The organism is Amycolatopsis mediterranei (assembly GCF_026017845.1).
In the GTDB taxonomy this organism is placed as follows: Bacteria; Actinomycetota; Actinomycetes; order Mycobacteriales; family Pseudonocardiaceae; genus Amycolatopsis; species Amycolatopsis mediterranei.
In genome coordinates this window covers 9002526-9017772 of record NZ_CP100416.1, presented here as the reverse complement: position 1 = coordinate 9017772, position 15247 = coordinate 9002526, and the positions used below count along the sequence as shown (strand labels likewise).

At 70.8% G+C, this 15247-nt stretch carries 16 protein-coding genes; 7 read left to right on the top strand and 9 right to left on the bottom strand.

What is annotated here, in order from left to right; genetic code table 11:
- Positions 1 to 12 precede the first annotated feature (12 nt).
- From ISP_RS40750 to ISP_RS40735, 4 genes are all read right to left on the bottom strand, one after another.
- Complete coding sequence (locus ISP_RS40750; protein WP_013229626.1) at positions 13 to 1575, bottom strand: acetolactate synthase large subunit; 1563 nt, start codon at positions 1573 to 1575, stop codon at positions 13 to 15.
- Positions 1572 to 2957, bottom strand: a complete 1386-nt coding sequence (locus ISP_RS40745) for an FAD-binding oxidoreductase (protein ID WP_013229625.1) — start codon at positions 2955 to 2957, stop codon at positions 1572 to 1574. Before ISP_RS40745 ends, ISP_RS40750 begins: the two co-directional genes overlap by 4 nt.
- A 108-nt stretch (positions 2958 to 3065) precedes the next feature.
- Positions 3066 to 3542 carry a roadblock/LC7 domain-containing protein gene (locus tag ISP_RS40740; RefSeq protein ID WP_013229624.1) on the bottom strand — a complete coding sequence of 159 codons (477 nt, stop codon included), beginning with the start codon at positions 3540 to 3542 and terminating at the stop codon, positions 3066 to 3068.
- Between the two features lie 5 nt (positions 3543 to 3547).
- Complete coding sequence (locus ISP_RS40735; protein ID WP_013229623.1) at positions 3548 to 3919, bottom strand: hypothetical protein; 372 nt, start codon at positions 3917 to 3919, stop codon at positions 3548 to 3550.
- 213 nt (positions 3920 to 4132) lie between these two features.
- Between ISP_RS40735 and ISP_RS40730 the strand changes: the two genes are divergently transcribed.
- On the top strand, positions 4133 to 4948 hold the full coding sequence (locus ISP_RS40730; RefSeq protein WP_013229622.1) for an aldo/keto reductase: 816 nt from the start codon (positions 4133 to 4135) through the stop codon (positions 4946 to 4948).
- Positions 4949 to 4988: 40 nt separating this feature from the next.
- On the opposite strand, the gene ISP_RS40725 is transcribed toward ISP_RS40730, so the two are convergent.
- Together ISP_RS40725 and ISP_RS40720 are read right to left on the bottom strand one after the other, a co-directional pair.
- Positions 4989 to 5486, bottom strand: a complete 498-nt coding sequence (locus ISP_RS40725) for a DUF3830 family protein (RefSeq protein ID WP_013229621.1) — start codon at positions 5484 to 5486, stop codon at positions 4989 to 4991.
- Between the two features lie 2 nt (positions 5487 to 5488).
- A complete protein-coding gene (locus ISP_RS40720) occupies positions 5489 to 6745 on the bottom strand; it encodes an aspartate aminotransferase family protein (protein WP_013229620.1) in 1257 nt (418 codons plus the stop codon).
- 91 nt (positions 6746 to 6836) lie between these two features.
- Here ISP_RS40720 and ISP_RS40715 point away from each other — a divergent pair, with 91 nt between their 5' ends.
- The 3 genes from ISP_RS40715 to ISP_RS40705 all read left to right on the top strand — a co-directional run bounded on the left by ISP_RS40715 (position 6837) and on the right by ISP_RS40705 (position 9881).
- Positions 6837 to 8300, top strand: coding sequence for an NAD-dependent succinate-semialdehyde dehydrogenase (locus ISP_RS40715; RefSeq protein ID WP_013229619.1), 1464 nt, complete (start codon positions 6837 to 6839; stop codon positions 8298 to 8300).
- Positions 8297 to 9355, top strand: coding sequence for a tartrate dehydrogenase (locus ISP_RS40710; RefSeq protein WP_013229618.1), 1059 nt, complete (start codon positions 8297 to 8299; stop codon positions 9353 to 9355). The genes ISP_RS40715 and ISP_RS40710 overlap by 4 nt, the downstream gene beginning before the upstream one ends.
- A 61-nt stretch (positions 9356 to 9416) precedes the next feature.
- Positions 9417 to 9881, top strand: a complete 465-nt coding sequence (locus ISP_RS40705) for a DUF4262 domain-containing protein (RefSeq protein ID WP_013229617.1) — start codon at positions 9417 to 9419, stop codon at positions 9879 to 9881.
- A gap of 280 nt (positions 9882 to 10161) precedes the next feature.
- Here ISP_RS40705 and ISP_RS40700 read toward each other — a convergent pair whose 3' ends face one another.
- The 3 genes from ISP_RS40700 to ISP_RS40690 are packed head-to-tail and all read right to left on the bottom strand — an operon-like array spanning position 10162 to position 12427.
- Positions 10162 to 10881, bottom strand: a complete 720-nt coding sequence (locus ISP_RS40700; protein WP_013229616.1) for a GntR family transcriptional regulator — start codon at positions 10879 to 10881, stop codon at positions 10162 to 10164.
- A gap of 1 nt (position 10882) precedes the next feature.
- Positions 10883 to 11626 carry an arylmalonate decarboxylase gene (locus ISP_RS40695; RefSeq protein ID WP_013229615.1) on the bottom strand — a complete coding sequence of 248 codons (744 nt, stop codon included), beginning with the start codon at positions 11624 to 11626 and terminating at the stop codon, positions 10883 to 10885.
- Positions 11627 to 11686: 60 nt separating this feature from the next.
- The gene (locus ISP_RS40690) at positions 11687 to 12427 is read right to left on the bottom strand and encodes an arylmalonate decarboxylase (protein ID WP_013229614.1); all 741 of its coding nucleotides are present in this window, start codon (positions 12425 to 12427) and stop codon (positions 11687 to 11689) included.
- A 101-nt stretch (positions 12428 to 12528) separates the two neighbouring features.
- On the opposite strand from ISP_RS40690, the gene ISP_RS40685 reads away from it, so the two are divergent.
- From ISP_RS40685 to ISP_RS40675, 3 genes are read left to right on the top strand one after another with little or no spacing between them, the layout of a single operon-like run.
- Positions 12529 to 13527: a D-2-hydroxyacid dehydrogenase gene (locus tag ISP_RS40685; RefSeq protein WP_013229613.1), complete on the top strand. Its 999-nt coding sequence runs from the start codon at positions 12529 to 12531 to the stop codon at positions 13525 to 13527.
- Positions 13524 to 14906: an amidase gene (locus ISP_RS40680; protein WP_013229612.1), complete on the top strand. Its 1383-nt coding sequence runs from the start codon at positions 13524 to 13526 to the stop codon at positions 14904 to 14906. The genes ISP_RS40685 and ISP_RS40680 overlap by 4 nt, the downstream gene beginning before the upstream one ends.
- Before the next feature lie 58 nt (positions 14907 to 14964).
- On the top strand, positions 14965 to 15222 hold the full coding sequence (locus tag ISP_RS40675; RefSeq protein ID WP_013229611.1) for a hypothetical protein: 258 nt from the start codon (positions 14965 to 14967) through the stop codon (positions 15220 to 15222).
- The last annotated feature ends 25 nt before the right edge of the window (positions 15223 to 15247 follow it).

The following is a 15247-nucleotide window of genomic DNA, read 5'->3' as shown; positions in this document are numbered from 1 at the left end:
GGATAGTCGGGTTCAGAGCAGCGGCGGCACCGCCGCATCGATGAGATGCGGGCCGGGTTCGGCGAAGGCCCGCTCGAGTTGTTCGGCGAGTTCTTCGGCGGTGGTCGCGCGCGACGCGGGTACGCCCATGCCCTCCGCGATCTTCACGAAGTCCATGTCCGGCCGGGAAAGGTCCAGCAGGTCGTTCGCCTTCGGGCCGCCCGAAGCCGCGCCGACGCGCTGCAGTTCCAGCCGCAGGATCGCGTACGCGCGGTTGTTGAGCAGCACCGTCGTGACGTTCAGGTTCTCCCGCGCCTGCGTCCACAGCGCCGAAATCGTGTACAGCGCACTGCCGTCGGACTGCAGGTTCAGCACCGGCCGGTCCGGCGCCGCGACGGCCGCCCCGGTCGCCACCGGCATGCCGTAGCCGATCGCGCCGCCGGTCAGCGTCAGGACATCGTGCCGCGGCGCGCCGGCCGTGGCCATCGGCAGCATCAGGCCGGAGGTGTTGGCCTCGTCGGCGATGATCGCGTTGTCCGGCAGCAGCGCCCCGATCACCTCGACCCAGTTCTGCGGTGTCAGCGGCCCGCTCGGCAGCGCCGGCCGAGACTCGGGAGCCAGCACGGGTTCGGTGTCCGCGGCGACCAGGTCGGCGACCTCGGTCAGCGCGCGCGTGACGTCCTGCCCGACCGACGCAAGCGTGTGCACCTGGGCGCCTTCGGGCACCAGGTCGCTCGCTTTGCCCGGGTAGGCGAAGAACGACACCGGCGCCTTCGTGCCCGCGACGACGACGTGCTTGATCCCGTCGAGCTGGTAGGCGACCTGCTCGGCGAGGTAGCCCAGCCGCTCGATCGACGGCAGCCCGGCGCCGCGCTCCAGCCGCGCCGGGAACGTCTCGACGAACACCTTGGCGCCGGTCGCGGCGCCGATCCGGCTGGCGGCGCGCAGGCCTGCTTCGCGGCACGCGCTCCCGCCGACGAGCAGCGCCACCGGCTCCCCGGTGCCGAACACCGCGGCGACGTCCTTGACGGTCGTGGCGTCGACGGCCTGCGGCACGCGCGGCGGGATCGGCGCGCAGGTCTCGCCGCCCTCGCCCCACGACGCGTCGGCGGGCAGGATCAGCGTGGCGACGCGGCCGGGCGCGTCCTGCGCGGCGGCGACCGCGGCGGCGGCGTCCGCCCCGACGTCCTTGGTGTGCTCCGAGCGGCGCACCCAGCCTTCCAGCGAGCCCGCGACGGCCTCGATGTCCGACTCCAGCGGCGCGTCGTACTGCTTGTGGTAGGTCGCGTGGTCGCCGACGACGTTGACGATCGGCGTGTTCGCGCGGCGCGCGTTGTGCAGGTTCGCCAGGCCGTTGCCCAGGCCGGGACCGAGGTGCAGCAGCGTCGCGGCGGGCTTGTCCGCGATCCGCGCGTACCCGTCGGCCGCACCGGTGACGACGCCTTCGAACAGCGCGAGCACGCCCCGCATTTCGGGGACGGTGTCCAGCGCGGCGACGAAGTGCATCTCCGACGTGCCGGGGTTGGCGAAGCACACCTCGACACCGGCGTCGACCAGCGTGCGGATCAGGGACTGGGCGCCGTTCTGCTCACTCATGCGTTTCCTTCGGGGAAGAGAACGCCGGGGTTGAGGATCCCGGCGGGGTCGAAGCTCTGCTTGATCCGGCGCATCAGCTCGATCTTCGCCGGGTCTTCGAGTTCCTGGTGGTAGTGCGCCTTGGTGCGGCCGAGGCCGTGCTCGCCGGAGATCGCACCGCCGAGTTCCATGGCGTACGCGAAGATGTCGGTGAGCAGCTGCTTCCGCTTGGCGTCGTCCTTGCAGAAGATGCCGAGGTGGACGTTGCCGTCGCCGGCGTGCCCGCAGCCGAGCGCGCCACCGCCGGCGGCCATCGCCAGCTCACGCGCCTTCGTGATGAACTGAGGCATCGCGGTCCGCGGCACGACGACGTCGATCACGTCGTCGGCGCCGACGGCCTTTGCGGTCCAGAAGGCCTTCTCGCGGGCCTCGATGAGCTTGCGCGCGGCACCGCCGTCGAGGATGTAGACATCGACCGCGCCGAGTTCGCCGAGCAGCTCGCCGACGGTCTCGACGTCCTCCTCGAGGCGGCCGGTCTCGCGGTTCTCCAGCGCCACCACGAGGTACGCCTCGCAGGTCTCGCGGATCTTGTCCGGCACGCCCAGTTCGAGCTTCTCGTTGTAGACGATCGCCGCCATCGTCAGGTTGTCGATGTACTCGAGGATGTGCGGCGCGAGCCCGCTGGAGAGGATCTCCGGCACGGCGGCCATCACCTGCCCGAAGTCGCCGAAGGGAGCGAGCACCGTGGCGCCGTGTGCCAGCCGCGGGTGCAGCTTGACGGTGATTTCGGTGGCCAGCGCGAGGGTGCCCTCGGAGCCGATGATCAGCTGCGTGAGGTCGTAGCCGGTGGAGATCTTCGACGTCTTGCCGCCGGTCCGGATGATCTCCCCGGTCGGCAGCACGGCCTGCAGGCCGAGCACGTTGTTGCGGGTCACGCCGTACTTGACCGCGCGCATCCCGCCGGCGTTGGTCCCGACGTTCCCGCCGACGCTCGCGCTCAGCTCGCCGGGGTAGACGGTGTAGCCGAGGCCGGCTTCGGCGGTCTTGGTGTCGAGCTCGGCGAGCGTCACGCCGGGCTGGACGACGGCGACGTGGTTTCCGGTGTCGACTTCGAGGACGGTGTTCATGCGCTCGAACGAGATCAGCAGCCCGTCCGCCACCGGCCGGGCCGCCCCGGACAGCCCGCTGCCGGAGCCGCGGGCGGTCACGGGGACGCGGTGTTCCGAAGCGGCCTTCAGCAGCTCCGCGACTTCTTCGGCCGTTGCCGGCTTCGCGACGTACGCAGGCTTCTGCGGCTCCGCCGTCAGCGCTTCGTCGTGCGCGTAGTCCTCCGAGATCGCTTCGCCGGTGAGCAGGTTTCTGTCCCCGACGATCTCGGCCAGCCGTGCTGCCACGTCGCCCATCGGCAGTGTCTCCTCCGCGCCGTCGCTGTGGTTACCGCAGCGTAGTACGTACCGGCGGTACGCCGCCATGAAGGATTTTCACGTTTCGGCGCGGAGGAGTCCCGCTGGTCAGTTCGCCGTGTTCAGGGCGTCTTGGAGCAGCGTCAGCGCCTGCCGGGCGACGACGTTGAACAGGCCCATGGTCGTGTCCGGCCGGGCGAACACGACCAGCAGGACGGACCCCTGCACGGGGAAGACACAGACGTGGCCGAGCGAGCCCTGGAACATCGCGCCCCGGGCCTCGCCGAGACCGGCCTGCCCGATGAACCTCGTGGCCAGCCCGACCGCGGCGGCGGACATGGCCGCCACGCTGTCGTCTTCGATCTCCTGGGTGTCGCTGGCCAGCAGCAGGCCGTCCCGGCTGGCCACCAGCAGCCCGGTGATGTTGGCCCGGTCGACCTTGTCGCGGATCTCGTCGAGGGCCTTGGCCGTGGCCTTGGCTTCGGGGTGGGCTTGCCGGATGCCTTGCCGGACCGGAAAAGCGTGGGCCGCGCCTTGCGTGCGCATCGGCAGTGGCAGGGGAGTGCCGGGTACTTCGGCGGGCATCCCCGTCACACGACCAGCTCGGCTTCGATGTTCTTCAGGTAGTGCCGAGCCAGCGCGAGGTTGGCCCGTTCCCGGTCCAGGACGAGGTACAGGAACAGCGCGGAGTCGACCTTGGCCGGCCGCAGCAGGCGGATCAGGTGGTACTGGCGGCCCAGCGTGATGAGGATGTCCTCGATCTCGTCGTTGAGCCGGAGGGCGGAGATCACCCGCAGCTTGGAGCGGACGACTTCGGTGTTGCCCGCGGCCGCGGTGTCCAGGTCCAGCCGGTCGCCGCCACCCAGTGTGCCGAGCGCCATCCCGCTTTCGTAGTCGACCAGGGCGGCCCCCACCGCGCCGGAAATGGAAAGGGCTTCCTTCAACGCCGTTTCGATGTTCATGTGGCTCGTCTTCTCCTTGGTCCCGACGCCTCGACGTGCCGACCCCAGTGGTCAGGTCCGATCACCCTAGGGTCGGCTGATGCGTTCGGATATCCCCGAACGGCCTAATCGAACTGGTCTGTTCGCGCTATCAGGTCACGCAGCGTAGACACCATGGATTTAGCTCAGGCTAAATCTCTGGCGGGTGACGACGGCCGCGGCGAAGCTTCCGGCATGACCTACGCCTTCGAAGACGGCCTTTCCGTGCACCGCTTGGGTTTCGGTGCGATGCGGTTGACCGAGTGGGACCACGTCAAGGACGGCGCCCGGTCCGTCGCGCGCCGCGCGGCCGAACTCGGCGTGACGTTCTTCGACACCGCCGACGCCTACGACCTGGGCCTGAACGAAGAGCTGCTCGCAGACGCGCTCCACCCGTACCCCGGGCTGCTCATCGCGACGAAGTGCGGGCACGCGCGCCCCAGCCGCGGCGAGTGGGTGCCGCTCGGCCGGCCCGAATACCTCCGGCAGCAGGCGGAACTCTCGTTGCGGCGCCTGCGCGTCGACCGTCTCGATCTGCTGCAGCTGCACCGGCTCGACCCGCAGGTCCCGCTCGCCGACCAGATCGGCGCGCTCGCCCGGCTGCGCGACGAGGGCAAGGTCGCCCGGATCGGGTTGTCCGAGGTCAGCGTCGCCCAGCTGGCCGAGGCGCGAGCCATCGCGCCGATCGCGAGCGTCCAGAACCGCTACAACCTGACCGATCGCGCGTCCGACGACGTCCTCGGTTACTGCGAGCGCGAGGGCATCGCGTTCGTCCCGTGGCTCCCGATCGCCCGCGGTGACCACGCCACGGCGGGTGGGGTGCTGGCCAAGGTCGCCGCCAAAGTCGGCGCGACACCCGCGCAGGTGTCCCTCGCCTGGCTGCTGCACCGGTCGCCGGTCGTGATCCCGATCCCGGGGACGTCCTCGATCCCGCATCTGGAGGAAAACTGTGCGGCCGCGGACATCGTCCTGTCCGACGCCGATTTCGAGCAGCTGACCGCGCCGGCCTGAACCCGGCCCGGCCGCGGGGAATCCGCGGCCGGGGCCCGGTTCACGCGCGTGCGAACGAGAGCGTCTCGCCCTCGACACCCCGCAGCCACAGGTCCTGGGCGGCCGCCGCCATCTCGGCCAGGCCTTCCTCGATGGTGGCGAACACGTTGCCGGGCACCCAGCCCGCGTCGCCGTTGATCAGCAGGTTGTTGCGGCCGTAGAAGATCGCCAGGTCGGTGGCGCCCTGGTCGCTGTGCGCCTCGCTGTCTTCGTCGTAGCCGTACGCCGGGTTGCCGATTTCCCAGGCCTCGAAACCGAAGTAGACGACGTCGCCGGGGATCGGCGTGATCGTCGGGTTCTCCCGGCCCGGCTTGGGTTCCGCGAACGGCGGCACGAGCGTGTAGACCTCGTTGCGCGCGTACTTCGCGTGGTAGGCGGAACCGCTCTGTGGCAACGCGTCCCAGACCGCTTTGCAGGTCCGCGGGGCCTCGTCGTCCAGCAGCCGGGCGCGGCAGGAGACGCCGCGCTTGTCGAGGGTGATCGTGATGTACCGGGCCACGCTCAGCTCCCCGTGACCGAGGCGACGACGTCGCCCCAGATCCGCAGCGCGTCGTCGACCTGCTCGGCGGTGACGACCAGCGGCGGCACCATCCGGACGACGTTCATGTACGGCCCGCAGGTGAGCAGCAGCAGCCCGCTCTTCGCCGCCGCCTGCTGGGCGGCCTGCGCGGTGGGCGTGTCCGGTTCGCCGTCGGCGGTGCTGAACTCCGAGCCGACCAGCAGCCCGAGCCCGCGCACTTCGCCGATCGACGGCGTCTTGTCCGCGATCACCCGCGCGCCTTCGAGCAGCTGGCGCCCGCGCTCGGCGGCGTTCTCGACCAGGTTCTCCTGCTGGATGACCTCGAGCGTCGCGATCGCCGCGGCGCACGAAACCGCGTTGCCGCCGTACGTCCCGCCCTGCGAGCCGGGGAACGCCTTCGCCATCAGCTCCTGCGAAGCGGCGATGCCGGACAGGGGGAAGCCGCTGGCCAGGCCCTTCGCGATGAGGACGATGTCGGGGGAGACGTCGAAGTGGTCGTGGCCCCAGAACTTCCCGGTGCGGCCGAAGCCGGTCTGGATCTCGTCGACGACGAGCAGGATGCCGTGCCGGTCGGCGCGCTCGCGCAGGCCGGCCAGGAACTCGGTGTTCGCCGGGACGTACCCGCCCTCGCCCAGCACGGGTTCGACGAAGAACGCGGCGGTCTCGTTCGGCGCGCAGACGGTCTGGAAGAGGTAGTCCAGCTCGCGCAGCGCGAACTTCGTCGCCGTCTGCTCGTCCCAGCCGTAGTGGTAGGCGTACGGGAACGGCGCGACGTGCACGCCGGTCATCAGCGGGCCGATGCCGGCGCTGAACCGCGTCCCGGACGTCGTCATGGTCGCGGCGGCGACCGTCCGGCCGTGGAAGCCACCCTGGAAGACGATGACGTTCGGGCGGTTCGTCGCCTGCCGCGAAAGCCGCAACGCCGCTTCGACGGCTTCGCTGCCCGAGTTCGCGTAGAAGAGTGAGTCGAGCCCGCCGGGCAGGACCTCGCCGAGGCGCTCGGTGAGTTCGAGGAGCGGCTTGTGCATGACCGTCGTGTACTGGCCGTGGACGAGCTTGCCGATCTGCTCCTGCGCGGCCCGCACCACGTGGGGGTGGCAGTGCCCGGTGCTCGTGACGCCGATACCGGCGGTGAAGTCGAGGTGGCGTTTGCCCTCGAGGTCATAGAGGTAAACCCCTTCACCGTGGTCGACCACGACGGGCGTTGCCTGCTTGAGCAGCGGAGAGAGCTGGGCCACAGCGTGCTCCTCGGTCGGTCCGATCTGGTTGTCGATTGTTGACAATATCCATAGCATGGCTGTCGGGACAACACGTGAGGAGCAAGTCGGGATGAGCGCGAACACCGAGTCCGGCGTCGTCGAGGCGGTCGGCAAGGAACTGTTCATCGGCGGCAAGTGGGTCGCCGCCCAGGACGGCAAGACCTTCCCGGTGGTGGACCCGGCCACCGGCAAGGAGCTTTGTCACGTCGCCGACGCCTCGCCGTCGGACGGCGTCGCGGCGCTGGACGCCGCCGTCGCGGCGCAGACCGAGTTCGCGAAGATGGCGCCCCGCGAGCGCGGCGAGATCCTGCGCCGCGCCTACGAGCTGCTGATGCGGCGCCAGGAGGAACTGGCGCTGCTGATGACCCTGGAGATGGGCAAGCCGCTCGCCGAGTCGAAGGGCGAGATCGCCTACGCCGCGGAGTTCTTCCGCTGGTTCGCCGAGGAAGCCGTCCGCATCGACGGCGGCTACGCGACCGCCCCGAACGGCGCGGGCCGGTTTCTCATCACCAAGCAGCCGGTCGGGCCGACGTTGCTGATCACGCCGTGGAACTTCCCGATGGCGATGGGCACCCGCAAGATCGGCCCGGCGATCGCCGCCGGCTGCACGGCGGTGATCAAGCCCGCCGCCCAGACGCCGCTGTCGATGCTCGCGCTGGCGGGAATCCTCGCCGAGGCGGGACTGCCCGAAGGCGTGCTCAACGTCGTCACGACCAGCGACTCCGGCGGCGTGATGGAGCCGCTGATCCGTGACGGCCGCGCCCGCAAGCTCTCCTTCACCGGCTCGACCGGGGTCGGCCGCAAGCTGCTCGAACAGTGCGCCGACAAGATCCTGCGGACGTCGATGGAGCTGGGCGGCAACGCGCCGTTCCTGGTCTTCGACGACGCGGACATGGACGCGGCCATCGAGGGCGCCATGCAGGCGAAGATGCGCAACATCGGCGAGGCGTGCACCGCGGCGAACCGGTTCTACGTGCAGCGCGGCGTCGTCGACGAGTTCGCGCGGCGGCTGACCGAACGCATGCAGGCGCTGCCGATGGGCCGCGGCACCGAGAAGGACGTCGTCGTCGGCCCGCTGATCGACGAGAAGGCCGTCGACAAGGTGACCGAGCTGGTCAAGGACGCCACCGACCGCGGCGCTCGGATCCTCACCGGCGGCTCGGGCGTCGACGGGCCGGGGCACTTCTACCCGGCCACGGTGCTCACCGACGTCCCGCAGGAGGCGCGGCTGACGCACGAGGAGATCTTCGGGCCGGTCGCCCCGATCACGCCGTTCGACACCGAAGAAGAGGCGGTGGCGAAGGCGAACGACACCGAGTTCGGGCTCGTTTCCTACCTCTTCACCAGCGACCTCAAGCGCGCCCTGCGGGTTTCGGAAGCGCTGGAAGCCGGGATGATCGGGCTCAACCAGGGCATCGTCTCGAACCCGGCGGCGCCGTTCGGCGGGATCAAGCAGTCCGGGCTCGGCCGCGAAGGCGGCTCGGTCGGCATCGACGAGTTCCTGGAGACCAAGTACATCGCGGTCGCCCTGTGACGGCCTACCGCCTGGCGAGCATCCCGGGCGACGGGATCGGCGTGGACGTCACGGTCGAGGCCCGCAAGGTCCTCGACCGGGCTTCTTCGCAATTCGGCTTTTCGGTGGAGTGGACCGAGTTCGACTGGAGCTGCGAGCGGTACGCCCGGCTCGGGGCGATGATGCCGGACGACGGGGTTGGGCAGCTCTCGGCGTTCGACGGGATCCTGCTCGGCGCGGTCGGCTTCCCGGGCGTCCCGGACCACGTTTCCCTGTGGGGCCTGCTGATCCCGCTGCGGCGGGCGTTCCAGCAGTACGTCAACCTGCGCCCGGTGCGGCTGCTGCCGGGCACGACGTCGGTGCTGGCCGGGCGGAAGGCCGAGGAGCTGGAGCTGGTCATCGTCCGCGAGAACTCCGAAGGGGAGTACTCGGCGATCGGCGGCCGGCACAACGCCGGCCGGCCCGATGAATTCGTGCTGCAGGAGTCGGTTTTCACGCGCGTCGGCGTCACGCGGATCATCCGTTACGCGTTCGAGCTGGCCCGGACGCGGTCATCGCGGGTCTGCTCGGCGACGAAGTCCAACGGCCTGATCCATTCGATGCCGTTCTGGGACGAGATCTTCGCCGAGGTCGCGGCGGAGTTCCCGGACGTCCACAGTGAACAGATGCACGTCGATGCCTTGGCGGCGCGGATGGTGCAGGCGCCCGACCGGCTCGACATCGTGGTGGCATCGAACCTCTTCGGCGACATCCTCAGCGACCTCGCGGCCGCGATCACCGGCGGGCTCGGCATGGCGCCGTCCGGCAACATCAACCCATCGGGTGAATTCCCGTCGATGTTCGAGGCGGTCCACGGGAGCGCTCCGGACATCGCGGGGCAGGGGATCGCCAACCCCGTGGCGCAGATCCTGGCGGCCGCGATGCTGGTCGAACACCTGGGCGAAACCGTTGCGGCGCAAGCGATCCGCGCCGCGGTGGACCGGGTGCTCGACGAGGGCCGGGTGCGCACGCCGGACCTCCGCGGCACGGATACCACAGAACGCCTCGGCACGGCGGTGGCCGAAGCGCTGGGCTGAGTTTTTGTCGGTGCCCTCCGGCACGGTGGTTCCCGAGCCCACCGAGGGGGAGGAGACACCGATGTGCTTCGAGTGCGAGAACCGGGACAGATCCGGGTACCTGGAAAGGCTTCGCGGCGGCGTGGCCGCCCGGGGCTGGCTGGTGCAGGGAGTCGAGGGAGCGGGGCCGTACCCGCCGTGGGCCTACACGATCGGCCTGAGCGGGTACGGCCTGCCGGAGCTGGTCGTGACCGGCCTCCCGGCCCTCGCGGCCGGCGGCCTGCTGAACAACCTGGCCGCCCAAGTCCTGCGCGGCTCACCACCCACGGCGGGCGAACGCATCCAGTTGCCCGACGGCCCGCTGGTCGAGGTCGTCGAGCTCACCGAGCCATCGGTGCACCTGGTGTTCGCGGCGGCGCTGTACGGCCCGGAAATCCGTGCGCTGCAACTGGTCCACGCGGACGCCCAGGGCCGCTTCCCCTGGTCCCCCGACTACCGCGACGGCCGCGCCGGCCAGCCAGTCCTGGGACCCCGCCATGCCCACTAACCAGCCCACCCCCGCAATGCCCGCCCAATCACGCGAGTTCCGGCTGGAGTCACGCGAGTTCCGTCCCGAGTCACGCGAGTTCCGCCCCCTCTCGCGCGTGTCGTCCACCCAGGTACGCGTGTCGTCCGCTCAGGTACGCGTGTCGTCCATCCAGGTACGCGAGTCAACCTTTGGAGTACGCGAACCGACGGTCCAGGTACGCGAACCGACCCCTCAATCACGTGTGCCGACCCCTCAATCACGCGAGTCGACCGTCCAATCACGCGTGTCGACCCTCCGATCACGCGTTCCCCGGCACCGGCGGAGCTTCCCCGTCCGTCAGGCTCGTGCCCGGCGCGAGCCGCTGGACCGCGTCCTCCATGTGGGCCTCCAGCAGCGTCAGCGCCGTCTCCTCGTCGCCGTCCCGAAGCGCCTGGATCAGCTTCGTGTGCTCCTCCACGCGCTCCTCGACCCGCTGGTACGTGCTCTGCAGCGCCGTCAGGCACATCCGCGTCTCGATCAGCAGCGTCCGGGCCATCCGCACGAGCCGCTTGCTGCCGGAGGCGTTGATGAGCGCCTCGTGGAACTTCAGGTCCGCCGTGGAGAGCGCGCCGGGGTCGTCCTCGCTCGCCGCGGTCGCCATCTCGGTGACGGTCTGCTCGAGCAGGTCCGCGATCCGGTCGCGGTCGCCGCCGCGCAGGGCGCGCAGCATGGCGGCCCGCTCGATCGCGGACCTGGCTGCGTAGATGTCGTAGACGTCGCCCGGCTCGAGGTCGATCACGAACAGCCCGCGGTGCCGTTCGCTGCGCAGCAGCCCTTCGGACACCAAGTGCTGCATGGCTTCCCGGAGCGGCCCCCGTGACACCTGGAACCGCGCGGCCAGCTCGCTCTCGCCGAGCTGGGTCCCGGGCGGGAGGGCGCCCGTCATGATCGCGTCACGCAGCTGGCGCGCGATGACGGCGGCCGTCGACTCGCGGCTCACCGGTTCGATCTCGGGCAGCATGCCCGGTGGCAGGGCCATGTCAGGCGCTCCCGCGCAGGGGCCGGAAGAGCGCGCCGAGCGAGCGGACGAGCCGGTGCCGGCCGGTCAGGCGCAGGCCCTCCCAGACCGTGACCTGGTTGGCGGTCAGCACGGGCTTGCCGAGCGCGGCCTCCACGGCGTTGATCTCGGCGAGGGTGCGCATGGCGGTGTCCGGCACGAGCACCGCGTCGGCGTCCGGGTGGTCGTGGCTCACCGCGAGCTCGAGGACGGCCTCCGGGCTCATCGCGCCGACCTCGGCCGCCGTGACGATGTCCGCGCTGGTCATCGAGACGACTTCGAGGCCGCCGGCCTCGAGGAAGTCCGCGAACAGCCGGGCGATGTCGTCCGGGTAGCTGGCGGCGACGGCGACCCGCTTGACGTCCAGGGCACGCGCGGCGTGCACGAACGCGAAGGAGGTGCTGGAGGCCGGGACACCGGCGACGGCGGCGAGGCGGTCGGCCTGGTCGCGGGCGCCCTCCCAGCCGTAGACGAAACTGCCGCTGGTGCACGCCCAGATCACCGCGGCGGGCTCGTGCTTGGCGAGGAGGGCGGCGCCGTCGGCGAGGCGGGCCTCGCTGCCGAGGTCGAGCAGCTCGGCCACCGCGTGCTTGTCGGTGCCGTAGATGTGCTCGACCGCCAGCCGGATGTCGCCCTCGTCGACGGCCATGCCGCCGAGCAGCTGCTCGGCCAGCGGGTAGTCGTCTTCGGCCGCGTGGTCGGGGTAGATGAAACCGATGGTGGTCACGGAACCTCCGAAGGGGACGCAAATTGTCGACAATCCTAGAGGGAAGGTCAAGGAAAACCTTCACGACACGTCACGAAGCCACCTCCCGGGTCCGACGATGGGGAGGTGCATCCGGCGCAGGCACGCCCACATCGTCAGCTGGTTGGCGGTGAGCACCGGCTTGCCGAGCGCGGCTTCCAGGGGCTCGATCAGGTCGTAGGTGGGGAGGTTGGTGCAGCTGACGAAGATCGCTTCGGCGTCGCCGTGGTCGGCGGCGAGGATGCGCTCGGCGATGGTCCGGTAGCTGACCTTCCAGATGCCGCCGCCCAGGCCGAGGTGGTCGCTGGCGACGGTCGCGACGTCCAGCTCGGCCAAGAAGCCGTGCAGGGCGCGGGTCAGGTCGGCGTCGTACGGCGTGAGCACCGAGACGCGGTGGAGATCGAGCTGGTGCAGCACTTCGGCCAGCGCGCCCGAGGTGGTGACGGCGTCCGGCGCGCCGGCGTTGCAGATCGCCTTGGTCAGCGAGCGCTCGTAGTCGACGCCGTTGACGAAGCTGCCGGACGTGCAGAGGTAGGCGACGACCTCGGGCTCGACGTGCAGCACGTCGCGGGTCGCGCTGGCCAGGTGGTGGCTGTCGCTGACCAGGCGGGCCATCTCCATGCTGACCGGCACGGGCTCGTACGGCGTGCGGGCGAGGTGGAGGGACACCTCCATCGGCACCCAGCGCCAGAGCTCGCGCTCCAGCGCGAGGTCGAAGGGGGCGATGACACCGATGCCGCGTTGCGCCAGCGGTCCGTCGAACGCCAGGAAGTCGAAATCCAAGGCTCAGCCTCCGGAATACGTCCGTACTTGACACGTCCGGTGCTCCGGGGGTCGTTCCTCGGATTGTTGACAATCATACGAGTGACTTTTACCGTGTCAACGTGATCGCCTCGGAACACCGGGAAGCTCCCGTCCTGGCCGTGCTCTGCGGCGAGTCCCGCCCACCGGACATGCGTGCAGTCGAATCCGGGGCGGTCGTGCTTTACACGGACGCGGCGGGTCTTGCCGAAGCGTTGCCCGGAGCGGACGCCCTCTTCGTCTACGACTTCCTCTCCACGGCCGTGCCCGGCGCGTGGCACGCGGCCGACCGGCTGCGCTGGCTGCACATCGCCAGCGCGGGGGTCGATCCCGTGCTGTTCCCCGGGCTGCGGGAGAGCGATGTGGTCCTGACGAACTCGCGAGGCGTCTTCGACGACGCCATCGCGGAGTACGTGCTGGGCGTCGTGCTCGCCTTCGCGAAGGACTTCGCGCGCTCGCACGACCTGCAGCGCGAGGGCCGCTGGCTGCACCGCGAGAGCGAGCGGATCGCCGGGCGCGAGGTGGTGGTCGTCGGCACCGGGCCGATCGGGCGGGCCATCGCGCGGCTGCTGCGCGCGGCCGGGATGCGGGTGAGCGGCGCCGGACGCCGGGAGCGCATCGGAGACCCCGACTTCGGCGTGGTGCACGAGTCGGCGCGGCTGACGGAGTTCCTGCCGCACGCCGATTACGTCGTCGCGGTCGCGCCGCTGACCGAGCACACGAAGGGCATGTTCGACGCGCGCGCGTTCGCCGCGATGAAGCCGTCGGCACGGTTCGTCAACGTGGGCCGGGGCGAGCTGGTCGTCACCTCCGACCTGGTCGCGGCGCTCGAAAGCAAGACCATCGCCGGCGCCGCGCTCGACGTCTTCGACACCGAGCCGCTGCCGGCCGAAAGCCCGCTGTGGACGCTGCCGGACGTGCTGATCTCGCCCCACATGTCCGGGGACTTCGTCGGCTGGCGGAACACGCTGGTCGAGGTGTTCACCGAAAACTTCCGCCGGTGGCGCACTGGGGAGCCGCTGCGCAATGTCGTCGACAAGACGCTCGGCTACGTGCCGTCGGGGAACCAGGGAGCCGGATGAACGACAGGATGCTGACCGCCAGCGAGCTCGTCGCCGCCTACGCGACCGGTGAGCTTTCGCCGGTCGAGGCGACGCAGAACGCCCTGCAGGCCATCGAAGCCCGGGACGGCGAGTGCAACGCTTTCTGCCTCGTCGACGCCGATCGCGCGCTGGAGCAGGCGAAGGCGTCCGAGGTCCGCTGGCGCGACGGCAACCCGATCGGGTGGCTCGACGGCGTGCCGTCGTCGATCAAGGACATGTTCCTCACCCAGGGCTGGCCGACCGTCCGGGGCTCGAAGAGCATCGATCCGGACCGGCCGTGGGACGTCGACAGCCCGGTCGCCGCGCGGATGCGCGAGGCCGGCCTGGTGCTGCTGGGCAAGACGACCACGCCCGAGATCGGCTGGAAGGGCGTCACCGACAGCCCGCTGTGCGGCATCACGCGCAACCCGGCCGACCCGTCGAAGACGGCGGGCGGGTCGAGCGGCGGCAGCGCCGCGGCCGTCGCGGCCGGGATGGGCGAGCTGTCGGTCGGCACGGACGGCGGCGGCTCGGTGCGGATCCCGGCGTCGTTCTGCGGCATCGTCGGGCTGAAGCCCACGCACGGCCGGATCCCGCTCTACCCGGCGAGCCCGTTCGGCCCGCTCTCGCACGCCGGCCCGATGGCGCGGTCGGTGGACGACACCGCGCTGCTGCTGGACGTCCTCTCGCTGCCCGACCCCCGCGACCCGGCCGCGCTGGCGCCGCCGGTGGGGTCGTTCCGCGAGGCCGTCCGGCGGGACGTGCGCGGCCTGATCGCCGCGTTCTCCCCGACGCTCGGCTACGTCGACGTGGACCCGGAGGTGGCCGCGATCGTCGCGGCCGCGGTCCGTGCGCTGGGGGACGCCGGCCTGCACGTCGAGGAGACCGACCCCGGGTTCGCCGACCCGAAGCCGGCGTTCGACGTCCTGTGGTCTTCGGGGGCGGCGAAGCTGCTGGACTCGTTCCCGCCCGGGTCCGAGGAGCGGACCGACCCCGGCCTGCGCCGGGTCTGGGAACTCGGGAAGAAGTGGTCGGCGAGCGACTACCTCGACGCGACCGCCGAGCGCGCCGCGCTGGGTATCCGGATGGGCGAGTTCCACACCCGCTACGACGTGCTGATCACGCCGACGCTGCCGATCGCGGCGTTCGAGGCCGGGCACGACGTGCCGCCGGGCAGCGGGCTGAGCGAGTGGCCGGAGTGGACGCCGTTCACGTACCCGTTCAACATGACCCAGCAGCCGGCGATCAGCGTGCCGGCCGGGTGCACGTCGGCGGGACTGCCGGTCGGCCTGCAGATCGTCGGGCCGCGGCACTCGGACGACCTCGTGCTGGCCGTGGCGAAGCTGCTGGAGGAAGTGCGGCCCTGGGCGCCCGCCTGACCACACGTGAGGGTGAAACCCGGACCGGAGCGGGGGAAGCTGTGCCACTGTCGGCCGGGTGAACGCTCAAGGCTGGCGGTACGAACGCGCCATTCCGACCGTCGACGCCACCGGGGAGCCGACGCGGGTGGTCGTCGGCCTGATCGAACAGGGCGATCGGCTGGCCGCCGCGCTGCGGGTGGACGACGGCAAGGCGGCGCTGGTCCCGCTGGAGACCGGCGGCGAGCTGCTGAAGGCGCTGCGCGAGACGCTGGAAAGCTGGTGGCGCCTCGACGGCCACCGCGACCTGACGTCCGGGCCGCGCGTGGGCCGGTAGCTTCAGCCCGGGCCGGCCGGCGGAG

Coding starts and splice junctions, on each gene's coding strand:
- ISP_RS40750 (WP_013229626.1), bottom strand. CDS start 1,575: ATGAGTGAGCAGAACGGCGCCCAGTCCCTGATCCGCACGCTGGTCGAC.
- ISP_RS40745 (WP_013229625.1), bottom strand. CDS start 2,957: ATGGGCGACGTGGCAGCACGGCTGGCCGAGATCGTCGGGGACAGAAAC.
- ISP_RS40740 (WP_013229624.1), bottom strand. CDS start 3,542: ATGCCCGCCGAAGTACCCGGCACTCCCCTGCCACTGCCGATGCGCACG.
- ISP_RS40735 (WP_013229623.1), bottom strand. CDS start 3,919: ATGAACATCGAAACGGCGTTGAAGGAAGCCCTTTCCATTTCCGGCGCG.
- ISP_RS40730 (WP_013229622.1), top strand. CDS start 4,133: ATGACCTACGCCTTCGAAGACGGCCTTTCCGTGCACCGCTTGGGTTTC.
- ISP_RS40715 (WP_013229619.1), top strand. CDS start 6,837: ATGAGCGCGAACACCGAGTCCGGCGTCGTCGAGGCGGTCGGCAAGGAA.
- ISP_RS40705 (WP_013229617.1), top strand. CDS start 9,417: ATGTGCTTCGAGTGCGAGAACCGGGACAGATCCGGGTACCTGGAAAGG.
- ISP_RS40700 (WP_013229616.1), bottom strand. CDS start 10,881: ATGGCCCTGCCACCGGGCATGCTGCCCGAGATCGAACCGGTGAGCCGC.
- ISP_RS40680 (WP_013229612.1), top strand. CDS start 13,524: ATGAACGACAGGATGCTGACCGCCAGCGAGCTCGTCGCCGCCTACGCG.